Source organism: Rhodoplanes roseus, from assembly GCF_003258865.1.
Taxonomy (GTDB): domain Bacteria; phylum Pseudomonadota; class Alphaproteobacteria; order Rhizobiales; family Xanthobacteraceae; genus Rhodoplanes; species Rhodoplanes roseus.
In genome coordinates this window covers 1-20523 of the sequence record NZ_NPEX01000058.1, presented here as the reverse complement: position 1 = coordinate 20523, position 20523 = coordinate 1, and the positions used below count along the sequence as shown (strand labels likewise).

Annotated in this window: 22 protein-coding genes; 10 read left to right on the top strand and 12 right to left on the bottom strand. The window is 68.3% G+C overall.

The window, feature by feature from the left end; genetic code table 11:
• Window positions 1–133: 133 nt before the first annotated feature.
• The gene (locus tag CH341_RS11010) at window positions 134–895 is read right to left on the bottom strand and encodes a S1 family peptidase (protein ID WP_111419083.1); all 762 of its coding nucleotides are present in this window, start codon (window positions 893–895) and stop codon (window positions 134–136) included.
• Window positions 896–946: 51 nt separating this feature from the next.
• On the opposite strand from CH341_RS11010, the gene CH341_RS11005 reads away from it, so the two are divergent.
• The 10 genes from CH341_RS11005 (at window position 947) to CH341_RS34140 (ending at window position 5876) form a co-directional block, all read left to right on the top strand.
• The gene (locus tag CH341_RS11005) at window positions 947–1507 is read left to right on the top strand and encodes a head-tail connector protein (RefSeq protein WP_111419077.1); all 561 of its coding nucleotides are present in this window, start codon (window positions 947–949) and stop codon (window positions 1505–1507) included.
• On the top strand, window positions 1504–1830 hold the full coding sequence (locus CH341_RS11000; RefSeq protein ID WP_111419076.1) for a phage head closure protein: 327 nt from the start codon (window positions 1504–1506) through the stop codon (window positions 1828–1830). Before CH341_RS11005 ends, CH341_RS11000 begins: the two co-directional genes overlap by 4 nt.
• Window positions 1831–1886: 56 nt before the next feature.
• Window positions 1887–2297, top strand: a complete 411-nt coding sequence (locus CH341_RS10995; RefSeq protein ID WP_111419082.1) for a DUF3168 domain-containing protein — start codon at window positions 1887–1889, stop codon at window positions 2295–2297.
• A gap of 18 nt (window positions 2298–2315) precedes the next feature.
• Window positions 2316–2723 (top strand): phage major tail protein, TP901-1 family, encoded by a 408-nt coding sequence (locus CH341_RS10990; RefSeq protein WP_111419075.1) that lies wholly within the window; start codon window positions 2316–2318, stop codon window positions 2721–2723.
• 319 nt (window positions 2724–3042) lie between these two features.
• On the top strand, window positions 3043–3408 hold the full coding sequence (locus CH341_RS10985; RefSeq protein ID WP_111419074.1) for a hypothetical protein: 366 nt from the start codon (window positions 3043–3045) through the stop codon (window positions 3406–3408).
• 24 nt (window positions 3409–3432) lie between these two features.
• Window positions 3433–3735 carry a phage major tail protein, TP901-1 family gene (locus CH341_RS36205; protein WP_210208250.1) on the top strand — a complete coding sequence of 101 codons (303 nt, stop codon included), beginning with the start codon at window positions 3433–3435 and terminating at the stop codon, window positions 3733–3735.
• A 19-nt stretch (window positions 3736–3754) separates the two neighbouring features.
• Window positions 3755–4309, top strand: coding sequence for a hypothetical protein (locus tag CH341_RS10975; protein WP_111419073.1), 555 nt, complete (start codon window positions 3755–3757; stop codon window positions 4307–4309).
• 200 nt (window positions 4310–4509) lie between these two features.
• On the top strand, window positions 4510–4923 hold the full coding sequence (locus CH341_RS10970) for a hypothetical protein (protein ID WP_111419072.1): 414 nt from the start codon (window positions 4510–4512) through the stop codon (window positions 4921–4923).
• A gap of 109 nt (window positions 4924–5032) precedes the next feature.
• Window positions 5033–5413: a hypothetical protein gene (locus CH341_RS10965; protein WP_146604439.1), complete on the top strand. Its 381-nt coding sequence runs from the start codon at window positions 5033–5035 to the stop codon at window positions 5411–5413.
• Between the two features lie 322 nt (window positions 5414–5735).
• Window positions 5736–5876, top strand: a complete 141-nt coding sequence (locus CH341_RS34140; RefSeq protein ID WP_170149571.1) for a hypothetical protein — start codon at window positions 5736–5738, stop codon at window positions 5874–5876.
• A 299-nt stretch (window positions 5877–6175) separates the two neighbouring features.
• Here the strand turns inward: CH341_RS34140 and CH341_RS10955 are convergent, their stop codons facing one another.
• From CH341_RS10955 to CH341_RS10905, 11 genes are all read right to left on the bottom strand, one after another.
• Complete coding sequence (locus CH341_RS10955) at window positions 6176–6628, bottom strand: DUF992 domain-containing protein (protein ID WP_245430995.1); 453 nt, start codon at window positions 6626–6628, stop codon at window positions 6176–6178.
• A gap of 305 nt (window positions 6629–6933) precedes the next feature.
• The gene (locus CH341_RS10950) at window positions 6934–7971 is read right to left on the bottom strand and encodes an ABC transporter ATP-binding protein (protein ID WP_111419068.1); all 1038 of its coding nucleotides are present in this window, start codon (window positions 7969–7971) and stop codon (window positions 6934–6936) included.
• On the bottom strand, window positions 7968–9041 hold the full coding sequence (locus CH341_RS10945) for an ABC transporter ATP-binding protein (RefSeq protein WP_245430993.1): 1074 nt from the start codon (window positions 9039–9041) through the stop codon (window positions 7968–7970). Before CH341_RS10945 ends, CH341_RS10950 begins: the two co-directional genes overlap by 4 nt.
• On the bottom strand, window positions 9038–9931 hold the full coding sequence (locus CH341_RS10940; RefSeq protein ID WP_210208251.1) for an ABC transporter permease: 894 nt from the start codon (window positions 9929–9931) through the stop codon (window positions 9038–9040). The genes CH341_RS10945 and CH341_RS10940 overlap by 4 nt, the downstream gene beginning before the upstream one ends.
• Window positions 9932–9933: 2 nt before the next feature.
• Complete coding sequence (locus CH341_RS10935) at window positions 9934–10887, bottom strand: ABC transporter permease (protein ID WP_111419066.1); 954 nt, start codon at window positions 10885–10887, stop codon at window positions 9934–9936.
• Window positions 10888–11064: 177 nt separating this feature from the next.
• Window positions 11065–11367 carry a hypothetical protein gene (locus CH341_RS36415; RefSeq protein ID WP_111419065.1) on the bottom strand — a complete coding sequence of 101 codons (303 nt, stop codon included), beginning with the start codon at window positions 11365–11367 and terminating at the stop codon, window positions 11065–11067.
• Between the two features lie 202 nt (window positions 11368–11569).
• Window positions 11570–13159, bottom strand: a complete 1590-nt coding sequence (locus CH341_RS10925; protein ID WP_111419064.1) for an ABC transporter substrate-binding protein — start codon at window positions 13157–13159, stop codon at window positions 11570–11572.
• 266 nt (window positions 13160–13425) lie between these two features.
• Complete coding sequence (locus tag CH341_RS10920) at window positions 13426–14781, bottom strand: globin-coupled sensor protein (RefSeq protein WP_111419063.1); 1356 nt, start codon at window positions 14779–14781, stop codon at window positions 13426–13428.
• A gap of 270 nt (window positions 14782–15051) precedes the next feature.
• Window positions 15052–17142, bottom strand: a complete 2091-nt coding sequence (locus CH341_RS10915) for a methyl-accepting chemotaxis protein (protein ID WP_146604438.1) — start codon at window positions 17140–17142, stop codon at window positions 15052–15054.
• Between the two features lie 162 nt (window positions 17143–17304).
• Entirely contained in the window at window positions 17305–19401 is a 2097-nt protein-coding gene (locus tag CH341_RS10910) for a methyl-accepting chemotaxis protein (RefSeq protein WP_111419061.1), read from the bottom strand.
• Window positions 19402–19560: 159 nt separating this feature from the next.
• Window positions 19561–20523, bottom strand: a 963-nt coding sequence (locus tag CH341_RS10905) for a methyl-accepting chemotaxis protein (RefSeq protein WP_245430992.1), incomplete at its 5' end; no start/stop codon positions are given.

The following is a 20523-nucleotide window of genomic DNA, read 5'->3' as shown; positions in this document are numbered from 1 at the left end:
TCAGGCGGAATGAAGCGAGCGGGATCTGGCGCGCGCCGGGGCTGACACGCCATGACGCCAACGTCGATCCGGCAGTTCTGTTCCACACCGGACGGATTGGTATTCCCATCCTTCCGGTGAGCGCGGCGCCGGCTCAGGGCGTGATCGTCGCGCCGAGCTTCTGCGCCGTCTCCACCACCCAGGCCCGATAGCGCCCGAGCGGCGTCACCCCGGTGAGGCCGCCGCATCCCGCCGACAGTTTCGGGCCGGTGGACCAGCTCACCACGCCGGCGATCGCCGCAACACCGTTCTGCTCGGCGAACACCGGGGCGCCGGAGTCGCCCGTGCAGGCGCCCCGGCCCGGCGTCTCGCCGCGGGTCTGCGGATCGTGCAGCCGGAGCTGCAGCGAGCCGGGCCGGCCGGTGGCGACCAGGGTCGCGGCTCGCGCCGTGCCGCCGCTGCGACCGTCGCCGCGGACCGCCAGTCCCATGCCGACCACCGTGAAGGGATCGCCCGGCGCGACCGTGCTCTCGGTCGCCAGGGGGGCCGGCGCGAACGCCGCGGGCAGCGGCGTCGCGGTCTTCAGCAGCGCGACATCGGCGGTCGCGCGGTGGCCGAGCAGCGCCGCCATCTCGAAACCGGGATGCCGCGCGATCGTCGCCACGTCGCGCAATGTCGGCTGCCGCGCGGCATCGAACACCACGAGCTTGTAGTCCGAGCCCGGCTGCACGCAGTGCGCCGCCGTGAGCACCAGCGTGCGGGCGACGACGGCTCCGGTGCACGAGGTGCCGTGCGAGCCGACGATCATCACCACGCGGCCCGCCAGCGCCGCCGGCGCATCGGGCGACGCCACCATGGCGGCGGCGGGGGCGATCGATCCGGCGAGGGCGGTGAGGACGGCGAGGGCGCGGCGCATCCGCGCGAGAAGCCGCACCCCGAACAGATTGTCAACCGAGCGGAGACCGCGATGTCCTCCATGCTTCTCGCCGGCCCGGCGAGCGAGCCGCTGACGCTCGCCGAGGCCAAGGCCTATCTGCGCCTCGATCACGACGACGACGACGCGCTGATCGCCGCCCTGATCACCAGCGCGCGAAGACTGGTCGAGACGGCGACCCGGCGTGCCCTGATCGCCCAGACCTGGCGCCTGGTGCGCGACGCGTGGCCGGCCGGCGGGCGCCTGAAGGTGCTGCCGGCGCCGCTGCGCACCGTGGTCGCCGCACGCGTGTTCGACGCCGACGGAATGCCGCGACCGATCGATCCGTCCGCCTTCTCGCTCGACGTCGCGGCGGCCCCCGGCGTGATCTCGGTTCCGCTGCACGCCGTGCCGGCGCCCGGGCTGCGGATCGCCGGCATCGCCATCGACGTGTCGGTCGGCTACGGCGAAGACGCGGCCGAGGTGCCGGCCCCGTTGGTGCAGGCGGTGCGGCTGTGGCTGGCGCATTTCTACGAGCACCGCGGGACCGAGCCGGTCGGCGCGCCGCCCGCCGTGGCGGCCCTGGTCTCGCCGTTCCGGGTGCTGGCGCCATGACGCCCGATCCGGGACGTCTGCGCCGCCGCCTGGTGCTGGAGGCGCCGGTCGAGACCGCCGACGGCGCCGGCGGAGTCCTGCGCGCGTTCACGGCGGTCGCGACGTTGTGGGCGGCGCTCGAGCCGCGGGCTGCGCGCGGGGCCGTGGAGGCGGACGCGGCGGGTGCGACGCTGACGCATCGCATTCTCGTCCGGGCCGGGCCGCAGATCACGACCCGGCATCGTCTTCGCCTCGGGCCGCGAATGTTTCGCGTTGTCGCGGTGCGCGACCTCGATGCAGCGGGACGCTTCCTCGCGATCGACGTGGAAGAGCGCGTCGACTGAGTCCCGGCGCCGGCGCGCGCCGACGATCCTCCCTCTCCTGTTCGATGGTGACGACCATGTCCACGGCCGCCGTGGCGCTGCGCAGCGCCATTTATTCCGCCTTGTCGTCGGACGGTGCGCTCGTCGCGCTGCTCGGTGGCGTCCGCGTCTACGATGCGCCGCCGTCACGGCCGGCCTTTCCCTATGTGGCGCTCGGCGAGGCGCGGATCACCGACGTCTCGGCTGACGAGTCCCCGACGCAGGAGCACCAGCTCACGCTGCATGCCTGGTCGCGCCAGGGCGGCCACCGCGAGGCGCACCAGATCGCCGGGGCGCTCTTGCAGGCGCTCGACGACGCGCCGCTGGCGCTCGCGGGCCATCACCTCGTCAACCTGCGCTTCTCGCTCGCCGACGTGCGGCGCGAGACCGACGGCCGCACCTATCACGCCGTGGTCCGCTTCCGCGCCGTCACCGAGCCGGCATCCTGATCAGATCGGAGAGACACGATGGCCGCCCAGAAAGGCAAGGATCTGCTGCTGAAGGTGCAGGAGGGCGCGGGGTTCGTCACGGTTGCGGGCCTGCGCTCGCGCCGGCTCGCCTTCAACGCCGAGACCGTGGACGTCACCCATGCGGAGTCGGCCGACCGCTGGCGCGAGCTGCTGGACGGCGCCGGCGTCAAGCGCGCCTCGGTCGCCGGCCGCGGCCTGTTCAAGGACGCGGCCTCCGACGCGGCGTTGCGCCAGATCTTCTTCGACGGCGCGGTGCGCACGTATCAGCTGGTGATTCCCGACTTCGGCACCGTGACGGGCCCCTTCCAGATCACCAGCCTGGAGTTCGCCGGTGAGCACAACGGCGAGGTGACGTTCGAGCTGGCGCTGGAATCGGCCGGGGCGCTGAGCTTCGCGGCGATGTAGGAGAGCTGTCGGGTCACCCTCCGGTCATTCCCGCGCAAGCCGCACTCCAGGGCCCCGTGCCGTGCCGCCCTGGGCTGCGCTCGTCGTCGAGGTCGGGCTCGGCGCATCTGGCTGCAAACGGGATCGGACCGGCTCCATTCTCAGTCGAATGGATACCCGCCCGAAATAATGGCCGGTTGACCGCTGAAGAGCGAGCGGAATCGAATAAGATCGGTGACACGTACGGCTGCCATACGTACGGAACATCCGGTCAGGGAATTCGAGCGGAAATTGGGTCCGCAACCATCAACCGTACGGTCCGATATCCAGGATACCGACGATGACGGCATCGATCGAAATTGACGTCATGAATGGGCTGCTCTTTCTCCACGATCCGGCGATTGACAACATTCCGGAGGTTACCAGAACCGGGAACTGCTGGTCGAATTCGGACTGTGTCGCGTTTTCATGCCAGCATGAGTGTTTCGGGGCGACCAAGGTGTCTCTCGGGCCTTCCACGGAGATCAATCCGGCCCGGGAGCTGGTCTTCGACGGAATTTTGAGTACACCCAGCCGAGAGGTCGTCGTTGATACGGTAATGTCAGAGGTCGTTCTGAAGCACGGCGTTCAGACGGGTTCCACTCGTATCCGCATTTGGACGCTAGGACCTCGCGACTCGGAGATCGTCGACATCGGGCTCGATTGAAACCCGCCGAACGGCTGGTCAGCAATGACGCCCCTTCAACGATCGGGTGTCTGGACCACGACCGGATCTCGAATCAAGAAGGCCAGCGGCGCTGGTCGATCCGACGCGAGCGACACCGTCGGGAGGACGGCCGACGTCGACGCGACGTTGCGCCAGATCGTCTTCGACGGCGCGGTACGGACGTATCAGCTCGTCATCCCGGACTTCGGCACCGTGACGGGCTCGTTCCAGATCACCAGCCTGGAGTTTGCCGGCGAGCACAACGGCGAGGTGACATTCGAGCTGGCGCTTGAATCCGCCGGTGCGCTGATCTTCGCCGGGATGTGAGAAAAACGTCTCCCTTCCAATGAAAGTCGACACCATGCCGAATACGGACTCCGTCACCGCGGAGCTCGCGCGGCTGCGCGCGTTCACGGGCACGCTCCTGGTCGAAGTCAAGCTCCTGCGCCTGCACCTCACCCTCGCGCGCGACCGCCTCCGCGCCCTCGCCGAGGCATCCGACGCGGCTTTCGCCCGCTGCATGGCGATGCTCCGGCGCTGGGCCGAGACGAGCCGCAAGGCCAACTTCAACCCGGCCCAGCCGCGTGTACCTGCCGGCAATATCGGTGCCGGCCAGTGGATGGACTCGGGGAGCTTCCGCATCGCGCCGGCTCCGAACGATCCCAGTGCCGGATCCAACGCGACGCCGGGCAGCGATTTGAATCCGCGGGCGCAGTATGCTGGATTGACCAGGAAGCTCCGGGATCGCGCTGACGGTCATCATTATGTTCCGCGGGCTGTATTCGAGAAGCACAAGTTTCCGCCGGAAACAGCCGAGGTTTTTGAGAATGCGAAGTCCGGCAAGCTTCACGTTGTTGGAAATCGTTTTGATCTGGAGCATCGGAATATAATTCCGCCGTAGGTGAGCTGTTCGATAAGTGGGTTGAGGAGAACGGTGGTGACACAACACACATGACGCCCGAACAAGCTCGATCGATGGTGGATCGTGTGCTCAATTCAAGAGATCCAAGAATCAGAAATCTCAACATGGGGATTAAATTAAGGGAGTACATGTATCGGCTTCGTAGCGGAATTAGGCGGGGAGAATAGGAGAACCCGTGCATGGCTCAAGATCGCTCGGACGACCAGGAAGTGACGTGGGGTCTGGTTCTTGACCGCATCAGGGACGTTCTGGCCGAGTTCGGCGTGGAGGATCCCATGGGCGGGGGCGACTATCTCGTCGTCGATGACAATTACGGCTTTCGCTGGAACACTGTGGAGATCCATTCTCTCCGGATGTTGAAGCCCGCTGTTGTGAAGGCGCTGCAGGCCAGGCTCGAAGGCATCGACGACTGGGAGATCGTCGTCGCAGTCGATGTTCCCGGCACGGAGGATCTCTGGCCGCCGATGGGCCTCACGATCCACGCGACCGAGATCATCGACAGCCTCGAACGGGCGTTCTTGCCACCCGAGTATCGGGACTTGATTTTCGAAGGTGCCAGGCCGGGGCCTGAGCGTAATTCCGCGGGCCTATGAACCGAGTTGGTTCATTCCACTGAAATGACGTCAGCCCGAGCCCTGAAGCCTCATGCTGGAGATGTACCAATTTTCAGGGGATTCGGACCATCCAAGGACAACGATGACGATGAACCACTCGACGATCGAACTTCCGGTCTTGAATGCGATCCTGTGCGTGCGGGATCCGAGTCGACCGTTCGATTCGATCGAGTTCCCCGAGCCCGACCATGACCGGCCCGTCTGGGCGACCTCGTCCTGCCTCATCGTGAGATGCTTGTCGGATTGCGACGGAAAGACCTCCGTCACCCTCGGTGCGTCCGGAGAGGTGCCGCACATCGGCGTCATGGTGTTCGACGGCTGGTTGGAGACGCCGGGGCGGAAGGTCGGCATCGAGACCGTTTTGCACGAGTGGGTCGCTCAAACGGACGTATCGTCGTCGTCGACCCGTGTGCGAATTTGGACGAGCGGCCACCTCAATTCTGGTGTCGTTGTGATCGGTTTAGATTAGGCGTCTCATGCTCGAAAGCATCGGACGCCGTGGCCGACATAAAAGTTGCTTTGGTGCGGCGCATGGATCGCGCCGCCCTGAGCGCGCCGGTACGGCGGAAGTGTGGATCTGGACATTCTGAATCCCTGCTGCGGAGACTCGGTCTCGGCCCGGTTGAACGAGCGGCACATGATCTCGATGTTCGACGAAGACGAGCAATCAGAAATGTGGGAGGCGATGTATGACCGCATCTCGCGCGTCATGGGCAAGTACGGAACGGAGGATCCATTCGCAAAAGGTGATTATCTCGTTTTCGACGAGAACTGGGGGCCCCGAGAACCGGGTGGAGATCAACAACCTGCTCCTGCTGAGGCCCGAGGTCATCGAGGACTTGCAGGCTCAGCTCCACGATGCCTCAACGTGGAGGATCATGATCATCGTGGATAGACGCGGCAAGGAAGGCGTCTGGCCGCCGATGGATTGACCATCCGGCGCCACGAGATCATTGACGGCCTGCAGCGCGCCTATCTACCGGAAGAGGTCCGCGGCTTCCGCTACAAAGGGAGCCGGCCTGGGACGGCGAACGATTGAGAAACGACGGTGAGTCATCGTCATCGAACGCCGACAGGTCGACGCCGATCAGCCACGGACGACGCACGATTCATGGGGTGAGCAGGCCGACTCTTCGCCCCGAGTGCATCCTTCGAGAATCAAGAAGGCCGCGGCGCTGGCGCCGCGGCCTTGGTCGATCCGACGAAGAACGATGTCGGGTCCGTCAGGCGATCACTGCAGCGTCAGGCCCGAGATGCCGAGCGCGACGTTGACGCCGACGTAGTTCTGCAGCGCGACCGGCTGCAGCGACACGACGCCGCCGGGGCCGCCCGACAGGAAGTTGCTGCCGAGGCCGACGCCGACGGCGAGCGAGCTCGAGGCGCCGGTGTAGCGCCCGGCCAGCGCGTGGCGCGGGATGCGCTTCACGGGCGGGGCCCACACGGTCCACACGACCGGGCCGCCCTGGCTCACGCCGACGTCCACGCCGACGCGCGAGAGCGCTCCGGCATACACCTGCTGCCGACCACGGATCGGCTTGAACACGCACTGCGCCTGCTGGTTCGAGCCGAGCACCATGCCGACCGTCGGCGACACCTGGCAGGCCAGCGTGCCGACCTGCACGAGCGACTGTGCCGACGCCGGCGAGCACGCCAGGACCGCACCGCCCGCGAGCAGGAGAGCCACTTTCAACCGAGACATAAACTCCTCCACGTCCATTCATGCGGTCGCCGCATCCGAGATTTTGGGGCGGAGGCGGTGGAGCCGCGTCGGACGATAGAGAAGCCGCGTCCTCGCGAGTCAATCTCTCGATCGACACGGAGGACGAGTCCGGCGCATTCCGGGCCGAGGTGAGGCGCGCGGGCAACGCGATCAGATTTTCGGCGCCGAAGCGGCATCATGTCGCCGAGTCTTCGTCACGATGTCGCCCCAGGCGCACAAGCAGAACGTGCGGCGCATGACCCGGAGACGGCAATGTCGAGACACACGACTCACGCCGCCGCGGTCGCATCGGTCCGGCTCTGCACGCCGGGCCGCAGCAGGATGCAGCGGGCGACGTGAGTCTCCGATGCGGCAATTTCCTCCGGCACGCCGGCACTGCAGGCCGGCATCGCCTCGGCGCAGCGCGGCGCGAAGGCGCAGCCCGGCGGCAACGCCGTGAGATCGGGCGGCGAGCCCGGGATCGTCCGCAGACGCGTGCCCTTGGTGAAGGCGTGGTCGGCCCGCGAGAACAGCAGGCCACGGGTGTAGGGATGCGCCGGCGCCCGGATCACGTCGCGGCAGTCGCCGCGCTCGACGATGCGGCCCGCATACATCACGGCGATGCGGTCGGCGACCTCGGTGGCGACGCCGATGTCGTGGGTGACGAAGATCACGGCCAGGCCGAACTCGCGCTGCAGCTCGCGCAGCAGCAGGAGGATCTGGATCTGCACGGTGGCGTCGAGCGCCGTGGTCGGCTCGTCGGCGAGCAGCACCTTCGGTCGGCAGGCGAGCGCGAGGGCGATCATGGCGCGCTGCCGCATGCCGCCCGACATCTCGTGCGGGTAGTTGTCGAGCCGCGTCGCGGCGGAGGGGATGCGCACGCGCTCGAACAGCTCGAGCGCCCGGGCCCGGCCGGAGCGGCGCGACACCCCCTCGTGGCGCATCACCGCCTCGGCGATCTGATCGCCGACCCGATAGACCGGATCGAAGGCGAGCCCGGGCTCCTGGAAGATCATCGCCACGGTGCCGCCGCGGAAGCGCGCCAGCTCCTTCCGGCCGAGCGCCGCGACGTCGCGGCCGTCCACCCGGATGCTGCCGCCGGTCGTCGCGCGCCTCTCGGGGAGGAGGCGCATCAGCGCGCGCAGCGTGACGCTCTTGCCCGAGCCGGATTCGCCGAGCAGCGCGACCAGCTCACCGGCCCCGAGCGTGAGATCGACGCCGGCGACCGCCCGCACCGGCCTGGCGCCGCCGGTGAAGTCGACGGTGAGGTCTTTGGTCTCGACCAGCGGCTGGCCGGTCGGCACCGGCGAGGAGGAGGGGCTGCTCATGCGGCGTTCTCCCGGAGCGGCGCGGCCAGCGGATGACCGGAGCCGGGCTGCGCCATCAGGCAGGCGACCTCGTGCGACGGCCTCACCGCCGCCAGCGGCGGCGGCACATTCGCGCAGATCGCCGAGGTGTGGCGGCAGCGCGTGTGGAAGCGGCAGCCGGAGGGCGGATCGATCGGGTTCGGCGGATCGCCGAACAGCGGTGCCTCGAGCGTGCGGTTGTCCGGATCGGTCGACGGCATCGAGGCGAGCAGCGCACCCGTGTAGGGATGGCTCGGCTGCTGCAGGATCACGTCGGACGGCCCCACCTCGGCGACCTTGCCGAGATACATCACCATCACGCGATCGGCCATGAAGCGCACCACGTTGAGATCGTGCGAGATGAACATGTAGGTGAGGCCGAGCTCGGCCTTCAAGTCGAGCAGCAGGTTCAGCACCTGCGCCTCGACCGACTTGTCGAGCGCCGACACGGCCTCGTCGAGGATCACCAGGCGCGGCTGCAGGGCCAGCGCCCGGGCGATGTTGATGCGCTGGCGCTGGCCGCCGGACAGCTCGTGCGGATAGCGGCCGGCGAAGCGGCCGGGCTCCAGCCCGACCTTGGCGAGCAGGTCGTGGGCGCGGCCGGTCGCCTCGCGCCTCGGCACGCCGTGCACGCGCGGGCCGAACGCGATCGTGTCCTCCACGGTGAGGCGCGGGTTCAGCGAGGCGTAGCTGTCCTGGAACACCATCTGGACCTCGCGCCGATAGGCCTCGAGATCGAGGGCGCGCGAGCCGACCGCCTCGCCGTCGAAGACGATCTCGCCGGCGTCGGGCTTGATGATCTGCATCACCAGACGCGCCGTGGTCGACTTGCCGCAGCCGGATTCGCCGACGACGCCGAGCGTCTCGCCCTTGGCGATGGCGAAGTCGACGCCGTCGACCGCGCGCACGGCTCCCTTCGCCTCGCCCCCGCGCCAGGACCGCTTGCCGCCGAAATGCTTGACCAGCCCGGTGACGGAGAGGAGCGGCTGCGCCGGGCCGCCGCGGTCGCGTGCGGCCGGGTCGAAGGTCGGATCGAGGATGGGGTCGCTCACGCCTTCACCTCCATGGCGGAGCGCAGCCCGTCCGACAGCAGGTTGAACGAGATCGAGGTGATGAAGATCATCACGCCGGGCAGCGCCGCGACCAGCGGCTGGCTGTAGATCGCGGTGCGCAGCGTGTTGAGCATCAGCCCCCATTCCGGCTCCGGCGGCTTCGAGCCGAGGCCCAGGAACGACAGTCCGGAGGCGAGGATCATCGACACGCTGATCAGGCTGGTCGAATAGACGAAGATCGGCCCGAGCACGTTGCCGAGCACGTGCACGCGTACGATCGTCGCGGCGCGGGCGCCGCTGACGCGGGCGGCCTCGACATAGTCGCGGTTGCGGATCTGCGTCGTGACGCTCTCGGCGACGCGCGTCACCTGCGGCACGAACACGATGGTGAGGGCCACGATGGCGTTGGTGATGCCGGCGCCCAGCGTGCCGGACAGCGCGATGGCGAGCAGCACCGAGGGGAAGGCGTAGAACACGTCGACGGTGCGCATGATGATGGTGTTGAGCCAGCCGCCCGCATAGCCGGCCGTGACGCCGAGGAACGAGCCGACCACGAAGGCACAGATCACCGGCAGCACGCCCATCACCAGCGACAGGCGGCCGCCGTAGATCAGGCGGCTGAGCATGTCGCGGCCGAGCTCGTCGGAGCCGAGCAGGAAGCCCGGCGTGCCGATCGGGCGCAGGCGGCGGATCATCGAGCTCTTGTACGGATCGGCCGGCGCGATATAGGGCGCGAAGATCGCGGCCAGCACGATCAGCAGAATGATGGCGGCCGCCGTCATGGCGACCGGATCGCGCGACAGACGGCGCAGCACGCCCGCCCAGTAGCCGCGTCCGAGCCGTTCGGCCAGGACCGGCGGGGCGACGGAGTCGACGGTCGTCACGGCCATCATCAGCCTCGCTTGATACGTGGATCGAGGGCGGTCTGCAGGACGTCGACGGCCAGGTTGAGCATCACGAAGAACATCGCGAGAATCAGGATGGTGCCTTGCAGGAGCGGCAGGTCGCGCTGGAAGATCGCGGCGTTGAGCAGGAAGCCGGAGCCCGGCCACGAGAACACCGTCTCGATCAGGATCGAGCCGCCCAGCAGGTAGCCGAGCTGGAGGCCCATCACGGCGAGCGCGGTCGGCGCCGCGTTGGTGACGACGTGGCGGAACACGCCGAACTCGCTCATGCCTTTCGCCCGCAGCGCCTCGACGAAGTCCTGCGAGAGGATGTCGCCGACCAGGGCCCGCACCGTGCGGGCGATGACGCCCATCGGGATCACCGACATGGTGACGGCGGGCAGGATGATGTAGCGCAGATGCGCGGCGTCGGGCCGCCAGTCGCCGGAGCCGTCCGGTCCGGCGCCGGTCGGCGGCAGCCAGCCGAGCTGCGCGGCGAAGACGATCACCAGCACCATGCCGAGCCAGTAGTGCGGCACGCTCACCCCCAGCACCGAGATGAACGACGCCAGCTTGTCGAGCCACGAGTCGCGAAAATACCCGGCGACGAAGCCGAACAGGGTGCCGAACGTGAAGCCGATCATGGTCGCCACGGTGGCGAGGATCAGGGTGTTCTTCACCGCGCGCAAGACCTCGGTGGCGACCGGGCGACCGGTGGCGATGGAGTTGCCGAGGTCGCCGTGCAGCACCTTCCAGAACCACAGCGCGTATTGCACCGGCAGCGGCTTGTCGAAGCCGTAGGCGGCCTTCATCTGCTCCTGCAGCTCGAGCGTCGCGTCGGCCGGCAGGATCGCGGTGAGCGGATCGCCCGGCGTGATGTGGACGAGCAGGAAGCACACCACCGTGACGCCGATGGCGACCGGCGTCACGTAGATCAGGCGATTGAGCGTGAAGGCGAGCATGGGTGTGCTTTGCTCAACGATCGAGAGAGAGGGGCGTGCCGAGGTCCGACCTCATGGTGAGGAGCGGCCGAAGGCCGCGTCTCGAACCATGCAGGCCTCGTCCGGGCCGCCCCCATCCTTCGAGACGCCCGCTTCGCGGGCTCCTCAGGACGAGGGCGGGGATGCGCCGGGTCATTCTCACTTTGCCATCGAGATCGGCGAGAAGTCCTGGAACCAGTTCTGGGCCTGGACGAAGCCTTTCACCTTGGGACTCATGGCGCGCGGGTTCACGTCGTGGGTGACCATGAGCCACAGCGCGTCGTCGACCGTGTAGCCCATGGAGCGCATGCCCTCGCCGCCATTGTCGGTCCGGCCGGTGGTCAGCGGGATGTCGGACGCCGTCATGCCGATGCGCAGCGTGCCCTGCGCCTGGGCGGGCAGGGCGGCGAGGGGCGTCAGCAGGGCCGCGGCGAGGAGGAGAGGCAGTTTCGGAGAAGCCATGGTCGTGCTCCTGAAACGGGGGTCGGCACGGAGGGACGAACGGCCTGGGCCGTGCGTCGATCGATCACCGCGATCCGTCCTCGCCCCGAGGAGCCCGCGCAGCGGGCGTCTCGAGGGGGAGGGCGGCCATCGTGGTGGCCTCATGGTTCGAGACGCGGCCGGCGGCCGCTCCTCATCGTGAGGAGCGACGGGGCCGCCCGGGCTACTCCATCCCGATCGTGGTGAGGTCCTGGAACCAGTGCTGCGCCTGGACGAACTTTTTCACCTTGGGCGACAGCGCGTGCGGGTTGGTGTCGTGGACGACCCAGACCAGCGGGGCGTCGTCGACGATCAGGCCGTGCGCCGCGGCCATCAGCTCGTCCTGCTTCTTCGGGTCGAAGGTCTGCTTGGCCTCGTCGAGAATGGCGTCGACCTTCTCGTTCTTGTAGTAGCCCCAGTTGACGCCGGTCGGCGCCACCTGGCCCGAGTGGAAGAAGCGGATGATCGCGTAGAGCGGATCGGACGTGACATAGGCGATGTTGTTGGCCGTGAGGCCGGCCGACATCTCGTCCTTGGCGCCCTTGCGCCAGTAGGTGTAGAGCGCCTCCAGCTCGACCACCTTGAAGTCGACCTGGATGCCGATCTCCTTGAAGCTCTCCTGCAGGAACTCGTTCATCGGCAGCGAGAGCATCTGGCCGGTGCCGCCCTGGGCGATCACGAACGTCGTCTTGAGCGGCTTCTCGGGCGAGTAGCCGGCCTCCTTCACGAGCCGCTTGGCCTCGGCGACGTCGTGCTTGATCTTGAAGCTCGGGGTGCCGAACCACGGGCTGGACGGATCGACCTGGCCGATCGCCGGCTTGCCGAGGCCGTTGAGCAGCTCCAGCATTGCGTCGCGATCGACGGCGAGATTGAGGGCGCGGCGCAGCCTCACGTCGGTCCAGGGCGAGCCCGGCAGCATGCTGAGGTGATAGTTCCACACATGCGGCGTGACGTTGGTGACGATCGTCATTCCGGCCTGCTTCAGGCGCGGTACGACGTCCGGAGCCGGCGTCTCGATGAGATCCACCTGGCCGGCGAGCAGCGCATTGGTGCGGCTCAGCGCCTCCGGCATGGGGATCAGCACCATGCGGTCGGTCTTGGGCAGGCGGCTCTTGTTCCAGTAGTCGGCGTTCTTGATCAGCTCGGCGCGTTCGCGCGGCACCAGCTTGTCGAGCTTGAACGGGCCGGTGCCGGAGGGGCTGGCGGCGAACTTGTCCCAGTCGCGGCCGAGCGTCTCGTACTGGGCCGGGCTCGACACCAGGAACCACAGCATCTGATAGGGGAAGAAGGAGTCGACCTCCTTGGTGGTGATCTCCACCGTCTTGTCGTCGATCTTGCGCCAGCTCGCGACCGACGGCAGGCGCGGCTTCACCTGGGCCGACTGGCGCTTGTCGAACTGCGGCGCCTTGTCGTCCAGCACCTTGGCGAGGTTCCACACCACCGCGTCGGCGTCGAACGCGCTGCCGTCGTGGAACTTGACGCCGTCGCGCAGCGTGAAGATCCACTTCTTCTTGTCGGCCGGATCGACCTCCCACTTGGTGGCGAGGCCGGGGACGAGCTTGCCGGGCCGGTCGGCGACGTCCATCTCCCAGGCGACCAGCGGGTCGTAGAGCGTGTAGCCGGTGAACTGATAGGCGCCGGCGCCGCGATCGGGCTGGCCGGAGGTGAGCGGGATGTCGGCGAGCGAGATGCCGTAGCGCACGACCGATTCGGCGTACGCCGGCGCTCCGCCGACGAGCAGGATCAGGGACAGGAGTGACGACAAAAATCGCATCGAGGTCTCCAGCGCGGGTTTGCGCTGGAAAAAGCAATATCGATGCCACCGTCCGGAGGTTGTCTTTCTTGACGTCCGCGACGCGCCGGCGCGTCGCGGTGTCGATTTGGTCAGCGTTCGATCGAAAGCTGGGCAGTTTCGCCCAATCGAACGGTTCTGGCGCGGTCACATCGTACCGGAGGCGGATGTGCGGTGGCGCGATTACACGGCGTGGTGGGTGAACCCTGCATACGAGGGCCGCCGTTCTGCTTGGAAAGGGCGGATGCTCACGCCACCTTGCTGCCGCTCGTGATCGACGCGAGGAAGCGGTTGACCTCGTTCTTGAGCCGGCCGCTCTCGCCGGCGAGCGACTGCGCCGCGGCGTGGACCGAGCTCGCGGCGTTGCCGGATTCGACGGCGCGGGTGTTCACGTCGGTGATGTTGCTCGCGACCTGTGCGGTGCCGGCGGCGGCCTGCTGGATGTTGCGGGCGATCTCCCGGGTCGCTGTGCCCTGCTGCTCGGCCGCCGCCGCGATGGCGTTGGCGATGTCGGAGATCTGCGCGATCGTGGTGCTGATCTCCTTGATGGCGGAGACCGAGTCGGCGGTCGCCTGTTGCATGCCGGAGATCTGGGCGCCGATCTCCTCGGTCGCCTTGGCGGTCTGAGCCGCGAGCGCCTTCACCTCGGAGGCGACGACGGCGAAGCCCTTGCCGGCCTCGCCGGCCCGGGCCGCCTCGATGGTGGCGTTGAGGGCGAGCAGATTGGTCTGGTCGGCCACGCTGGTGATCAGCTTGACGACGTCGCCGATCCGGCTTGCCGCCTGCGAGAGCGCCGTGATCCGGGCATCGGTGCGCTCGGCCTGTCGCACGGCTTCGGCGGCGATGCGACTCGATTCCTGCACCTGGCGGCTGATCTCCTGCACCGAGCTCGACAGCTCCTCGGCGGCGGCCGCGACGGTCTCGACATTGGTCGAGGCCTCCTCGGAACCGGCCGCGACCGACAGGGCGAGCGACCGCGTGTCCTCGGCGGTCCGGGTGAGGGCGCTGGCCGAATTCTCGAGGCCTCCCGACGCCGACGAGACGGTGTCGACGATGCCGCCGACGCTCGTCTGGAAGTCGCCGGCGATCCGGTCCATCGCCTCGCGCTTGTCGCGCTCGCCGGCCTCGATATAGACCGAGATGGCGAAGTCCATGTCGATCATCGCGGCCTTCACGAGGGCGCCGATCAGCTCGATCCGGCGCGCCTTGCTGGAGCCGAGCCATCCGTCGCGGAACTGCTCCTCGATCATCGCGACCAGCCGCACCATCACGTAGCTGTAGCCGCCGATGTACCAGCGCGGCTCCAGCCCCAGCTTGTTGTGAGTCTCGCCGATGCGCTTCACCGAGCGCACGTACTCGTCGCTGAACTCGCCCTTGGCGATGGTCGCCCAGTGCTCGAGCTGCTTCTGCTTGGCGTGGCGCTTGCGTGCCTCGCTCGTGAACATGCGCTCCGCATCGGGAAACCGGTCGATCTGGGAATAGAACTGGTCGAGGATGCCGGGGAGGTGCTTCTCGATGAGCGGCCGCATCTCGCGCAGAAGCGTGCGGGTTTCCTCGTCGATCTCCGCGAATTTCAGACGGGCCTGCAGATCGGGGTCGCTCATGACGATCTCGTCTTTTGTGAGTTTATTCTCGAAGAGGACTTCAGGTCGAGTATTGCAACCAAGAGTTAAATGGCAATTAAGAGAATATTTAGCCTGCTTGGGCGAGGACTAGTCTTGAAATTCCGAGCCGTCGTGAGGTCGGACGTCAGGAGTTGTACCGTGCGAAGGTCTCAAGTCGTCTGTGCCCAATAAAAAACCCGACGACCGCAGCGCGGTCGTCGGGTTCGGGTGGCACGCGATATCGCCGGCCGACGTTGCGGCCGGTGGCCCTCAGGCGGCGCGGATCTTCTTCAGGAATCCGTCGACCTCGCTGCGCAGCGTATCGGCCTGGATGTTGAGGATCTCGGCGCTGGAGCGCACGCCGCTCGCCGCCGTGCCGGTCTGGTCGGCGCAGGACCGCACGCCCGCGATGTTGTCGGAGACGTTCTGGGTGCGGCGGGCGGCCTCCTGGGTGTTGCGGGTGATCTCGGCCGTGGCGGCGCCCTGTTCCTCGACCGCCGCGGCGATCGAGCTCGCCACCGCGGAGACCTCGGCGATGGTGGTACCGATCCGCCGCATCGCGGCGAGCGCCTGGTCGGCGACGGTCTGGATCGCTCCGACCTGGCCCGAGATGTCCTCGGTGGCCTTGGCGGTCTGGCCGGCGAGCGTCTTCACCTCGGAGGCGACGACGGCGAAGCCCTTGCCGGCCTCGCCGGCCCGCGCCGCCTCGATGGTGGCGTTGAGCGCCAGCAGGTTGGTCTGGTTGGCGATGGCCGTGATCAGGCTGACGATTTCGCCGATCTTGTGGGCCGCCTCGGTGAGGCCCTGGACCGTGGTGTCGGTCTCCTCGGTCTCCGCGACGGCGCGCTTCGCCACGGTTGCCGCGTGAGACACCTGGCGGCTGATCTCGTGGATCGACGAGGACAACTCCTCGGAGGCGGCCGCGACGGTCTGGACGTTCTGCGAGGCGTCGCCCGACGAGGAGGCGGCCTCGCGGGCCTGGCCGTTGGTCTGCTCGGCCGTGGCAGTGAGGCCCTCGGAGGTGCGGCGCATCTCGCCGGCGGCGGAGCCGAGCGCTTCGAGGGCGGCGCCGATGCCGGCCTCGAACTCGGCGATGTGGCGCTCGATCGCCTCCTGGCGCTGGGCGGCACCCTCGCGGCGCTTCTGCTGCTCCTCCTCGATGCGGGTCTTCTCGACCGCGTTCTGCTTGAACGTGGCGAGCGCCGCGGCGAGGCTGCCGATCTCGTCCTGGCGGTCGCGATAGGGCACCTCGGTGGCGAGGTCGCCCTCGGCGACCTGCATCATGGCACCCTGGATCCGCTGCAGCGGCCGGATCACCCGGCGGCTGACGATGGCGAGGCCGCCGGCCGCGAGTGCGAGCGCGCCGATCAGCAGGGCGAGGCTGACGATCAGGTTGGTCCGCGCCGAGGCGACCTGCGCCTGGGCGTGGTCGCTCGCCGCATCGAGGGCGGTCTCGGCGAGCGCGACCACCACGGTCAGGCGCTGCGCCGCATCCCAGGCCGACAGCGGAATGTCGAGCGGCTGGCCGGCGGCCGCGGCCGCGACGACGCGGTCGCGCAGCGCCGAGAGCTCGGGGGCGAAATAGGCGGCCTTCGCCTTGGCGATCGCCGCCGTGACGGGCGAGGCCGGCGACAGGCCGACGGCCGCGCTCTCCAGCATCTGCCACGCCGCAATGGTGCGGCCGACCTTGTTGTAGAGGGTCTGCACCGCCTCCTCGGAGATGCGGGTCTTGAAGGCCAGCGCGTTGCTGATCACGATCGAGATGTCGCCGCCCTCGGCGCGGACCAGCCAGGCGGCATCCTTGATCAGCATCATCTGATCGACGAAGGCATCCTGGTTGCGGGACTGTGCCGTGAGGGTGGTGCCGATCTGGTCGAGCACCGCGATCAGCTCGCCGGACGAAGCGAGGAACTCCTTGGCGAGGCCCGGGCGCCGCTGCGCTTTCGGCTTGCCGAAATCGTCGAGCGCCGCCTTGTCGAGCTCGTCGATCTTGTCGGTCAGGCGGGCGAGCTCCTTGATCTGCACGTCGCGGCCCGAGAAATCGATCTTCGGCAGGATCTGGAGCGTCTCGCGGAGCGCCGGCATCGCGGTCGCGCGCGACTGCGCGATGAACTTGAGCTGGCCCGGATCCGGCATGCCGTCGGTGTTGAGGGCGCGGACCGTGAAGGACTGCTTCACCCGCAGGCTCGCCATGGCGCGGAACATCTGCCCGGCCGCATCGGCCGTGTAGGCGAGGCGGTCCGCGGTCGTGAGCTTGCGCCACGCATCGAAGGCCCCGGTCGCGAGGACGAGGACGATGATCGAGGCCATGAGAGCGATGACGGATTTCAGGAGGACGTTCGAGGACAGGCGAGACAACATGCTGGGGGACCCGTTCGTGGTTGCGGGCACTCTAGTTCGATTGAATTAAGTGAGGGTTACGGCACGTTCTGCACGTGCCGGACAATGAGGAGTCAAAGTTGAAGAATTCGTCGAGGCAAGCGGGCGTGTTCGTGAAGTCGAACGACCCACGCCCCGCCCTCGTCACGCGGCGCGGATCTTCTTCAGGAAGCCGTCGACCTCGCTGCGCAGCGTGTCGGCCTGAAGGCTGAGAACCTCTGCGCTGGAGCGCACGCCGCTCGCCGCCGTGCCGGTCTGGTCGGCGCAGGACCGCACGCCGGCGATGTTGTCGGAGACGTTCTGGGTCCGGCGGGCCGCTGCTTGCGTGTTGCGGGTGATCTCGGCCGTGGCGGCGCCCTGCTCCTCGACCGCCGCGGCGATCGAGCTCGCCACGTTGGACACCTCGGCGATGGTGGTGCCGATCCGCCGCATCGCGGCGAGCGCCTGGTCGGCGACGTCGCGGATCGCTCCGACCTGGCCCGAGATGTCCTCGGTGGCCTTGGCGGTCTGCCCGGCCAGGGTCTTCACCTCGGAGGCGACGACGGCGAACCCTTTGCCGGCCTCGCCGGCCCGGGCCGCCTCGATCGTCGCGTTGAGGGCCAGCAAATTGGTCTGGCTCGCGATGGCCGTGATCAGGCTGACGATCTCGCCGATCTTGTGGGCCGCCTCGGTGAGGCCCTGCACGGTGGTGTCGGTCTCCTGGGTCTCGGCCACGGCCCGCTTCGCGACGGTGGCGGCGTGCGATACCTGCCGGCTGATCTCGCTGATGGACGAACTGAGCTCTTCCGACGCGGCCGCGACGGTCTGGACGTTCTGCGAGGCGTCGCCCGAGGACGAGGCGGCCTCGCGGGCCTGGCCGTTGGTCTGCTCGGCCGTGGAAGTCAAGCCTTCCGACGTGCGACGCATCTCGACGGCGGCGGAGCCGAGCGCTTCGAGCGCTCCCCCGATGCCGGCCTCGAACTCGGCGATGTGGCGCTCGATCGCCTCCTGGCGATGCGCGGCGCCCTCGCGGCGCTTCTGCTGCTCCTCCTCGATGCGGGCCTTCTCGACCGCGTTCTGCTTGAACGTGGCGAGCGCCGCGGCGAGGCTCCCGATCTCGTCCTGGCGGTCGCGATAGGGCACCTCGGTGGCGAGGTCGCCCTCGGCGACCTGCACCATCGCGCCCTGGATCCGCTGCAGCGGCCGGATCACCCGGCGGCTGACGATCAGGATGCCGCCGGCCGCCAGCGCCAGGGCGCCGATCAGGAGCGCGATCCGGACGATCAGGTTGGTCCGGGCCGCGGACTTCTGGGCCTGGGCGTACTCGCCCGCCACGTCGAGGGCCGTTTCGGGAATCGCCGCGATGAGGTCGAGGCGCGGAACCGATTCTTGACGCCACTCGCTGGACGGCATGGTGATCGCGTCGCTGCCGGCCAGCATCGCCATGATGCGATCGCGCGTGGCGACGAAGCCGGCATCCAGATAGCCGGTCCGCGCCTTGTCGATGCCGCGCGTCACCGGTGAGTCCGCTGGAAGTCCGACCCTGATGCGGTCGAGGATGTCCCATCCGGCGCCGGCCCGGGCGATCGAGCCCGACAACTTCTGCAGCGCCGCCGGAGCGAGGTGCTGCTTGTAGGCGAGGGCGTTGGAGATCGTCGCCGAGATGTCGCCGAAGTCGCTGCGGATCATCCAGCCCGCGTCCTTGACCATCATCAGCTGGTCGATGACGGCGTCGCGGTTGCGCGCGATCTGGTCGAGCGACTCGTTGATCCGCGGGAGACGCTCCATCAGGGCGTCCGTCGTGGTCTGCAGCTCGCGGGCGAGTCCGGCTCGGCGCTCGCGCTTCGGTTTCACGGAGTCCGCAGCGGCCTCCTTGTCGAGGGCCTGCAGTGTCGTGGTGAGCTGCGTGAGGTCGCGAACGGCGGCGTCGCGGTTCGGGAATGCGATCGACGGCAGGAGACGAAGCGTGCCTTGAAGCGAGGCCATCCCGGTGGTTCGCGCCTCCTCGATCTGGGCGAGCTCCTCGCGGGTCGAGAGGCCCTCGTGATTGAGCGCCCTCAGGGTGCGCGAGCGGTTCAGGCGGATGTTCGCCATCGCCCGGAACATGTCGCGCGACACGTCGGCGACGTCGGCGAGCCGGGTGGCGGTGGCGTGGACGCGCCAGGCGTCCCAGGCGCTCGTCGCGACGACGAAGACGATCACGGACGCCATCAGCGCGATGACGGACGTCAGCAGGACATTGGAGGAGATGCGGGAAAACATCGTGGGGCCCCCGAAAATGATACCGCATCATCGGGCTTAGAGCTTAAGTGCTAGTGAAGGTTGCGGCGACATCGTGCCGCTCTGCGCAGAGCCGCCCTGCATAAAACGAAAGCGCCGGCGTCGAGCGCCGGCGCTTCGGAACGGTCGCGAGGCGTGCCTTCAGGCGGCGCGGATCTTCTTCAGGAAGCCGTCGACCTCGCTGCGCAGGGTGTCGGCCTGGATGTTGAGGATCTCGGCGCTGGAGCGCACGCCGCTCGCCGCCGTGCCGGTCTGGTCGGCGCAGGACCGCACGCCCGCGATGTTGTCGGAGACGTTCTGGGTGCGGCGGGCGGCCTCCTGGGTGTTGCGGGTGATCTCGGCCGTGGCGGCGCCCTGTTCCTCGACCGCCGCGGCGATCGAGCTCGCCACGTTCGACACCTCGGCGATGGTGGTGCCGATCCGCCGCATCGCGGCGAGCGCCTGGTCGGCGACGGTCTGGATCGCCCCGACCTGGCCCGAGATGTCCTCGGTGGCCTTGGCGGTCTGCCCGGCCAGGGTCTTCACCTCGGAGGCGACGACGGCGAACCCCTTGCCGGCCTCGCCGGCCCGCGCCGCCTCGATGGTCGCGTTGAGCGCCAGGAGGTTGGTCTGGTTGGCGATGGCCGTGATCAGGCTGACGATCTCGCCGATCTTGTGGGCGGCCTCGGTGAGACCCTGCACGGTGGTGTCGGTCTCCTCGGTCTCGGCCACGGCCCGCTTGGCGACGGTCGCGGCGTGCGACACCTGGCGGCTGATCTCGTGGATCGACGAGGACAGCTCCTCGGAGGCGGCCGCGACGGTCTGCACGTTCTGCGAGGCGTCGCCCGACGACGATGCGGCCTCGCGGGCCTGGCCGTTGGTCTGCTCGGCCGTGGCGGTGAGGCCTTCCGACGTGCGACGCATCTCGCCGGCGGCGGAGCCGAGCGCTTCGAGGGCGGCGCCGATGCCGGCCTCGAACTCGGCGATGTGACGCTCGATCGCCTCCTGGCGCTGGGCGGCACCCTCGCGGCGCTTCTGCTGCTCCTCGTCGATGCGGGTCTTCTCGACCGCGTTCTGCTTGAACGTGGCGAGCGCCGCGGCGAGGCTGCCGATCTCGTCCTGGCG

Coding starts and splice junctions, on each gene's coding strand:
- CH341_RS11010 (WP_111419083.1), bottom strand. CDS start 895: ATGCGCCGCGCCCTCGCCGTCCTCACCGCCCTCGCCGGATCGATCGCC.
- CH341_RS11005 (WP_111419077.1), top strand. CDS start 947: ATGTCCTCCATGCTTCTCGCCGGCCCGGCGAGCGAGCCGCTGACGCTC.
- CH341_RS11000 (WP_111419076.1), top strand. CDS start 1,504: ATGACGCCCGATCCGGGACGTCTGCGCCGCCGCCTGGTGCTGGAGGCG.
- CH341_RS10995 (WP_111419082.1), top strand. CDS start 1,887: ATGTCCACGGCCGCCGTGGCGCTGCGCAGCGCCATTTATTCCGCCTTG.
- CH341_RS10990 (WP_111419075.1), top strand. CDS start 2,316: ATGGCCGCCCAGAAAGGCAAGGATCTGCTGCTGAAGGTGCAGGAGGGC.
- CH341_RS10985 (WP_111419074.1), top strand. CDS start 3,043: ATGACGGCATCGATCGAAATTGACGTCATGAATGGGCTGCTCTTTCTC.
- CH341_RS36205 (WP_210208250.1), top strand. CDS start 3,433: ATGACGCCCCTTCAACGATCGGGTGTCTGGACCACGACCGGATCTCGA.
- CH341_RS10975 (WP_111419073.1), top strand. CDS start 3,755: ATGAAAGTCGACACCATGCCGAATACGGACTCCGTCACCGCGGAGCTC.
- CH341_RS10970 (WP_111419072.1), top strand. CDS start 4,510: ATGGCTCAAGATCGCTCGGACGACCAGGAAGTGACGTGGGGTCTGGTT.
- CH341_RS10965 (WP_146604439.1), top strand. CDS start 5,033: ATGAACCACTCGACGATCGAACTTCCGGTCTTGAATGCGATCCTGTGC.
- CH341_RS10950 (WP_111419068.1), bottom strand. CDS start 7,971: ATGAGCAGCCCCTCCTCCTCGCCGGTGCCGACCGGCCAGCCGCTGGTC.
- CH341_RS10940 (WP_210208251.1), bottom strand. CDS start 9,931: ATGGCCGTGACGACCGTCGACTCCGTCGCCCCGCCGGTCCTGGCCGAA.
- CH341_RS10935 (WP_111419066.1), bottom strand. CDS start 10,887: ATGCTCGCCTTCACGCTCAATCGCCTGATCTACGTGACGCCGGTCGCC.
- CH341_RS36415 (WP_111419065.1), bottom strand. CDS start 11,367: ATGGCTTCTCCGAAACTGCCTCTCCTCCTCGCCGCGGCCCTGCTGACG.
- CH341_RS10925 (WP_111419064.1), bottom strand. CDS start 13,159: ATGCGATTTTTGTCGTCACTCCTGTCCCTGATCCTGCTCGTCGGCGGA.
- CH341_RS10920 (WP_111419063.1), bottom strand. CDS start 14,781: ATGAGCGACCCCGATCTGCAGGCCCGTCTGAAATTCGCGGAGATCGAC.
- CH341_RS10915 (WP_146604438.1), bottom strand. CDS start 17,142: ATGTTGTCTCGCCTGTCCTCGAACGTCCTCCTGAAATCCGTCATCGCT.
- CH341_RS10910 (WP_111419061.1), bottom strand. CDS start 19,401: ATGTTTTCCCGCATCTCCTCCAATGTCCTGCTGACGTCCGTCATCGCG.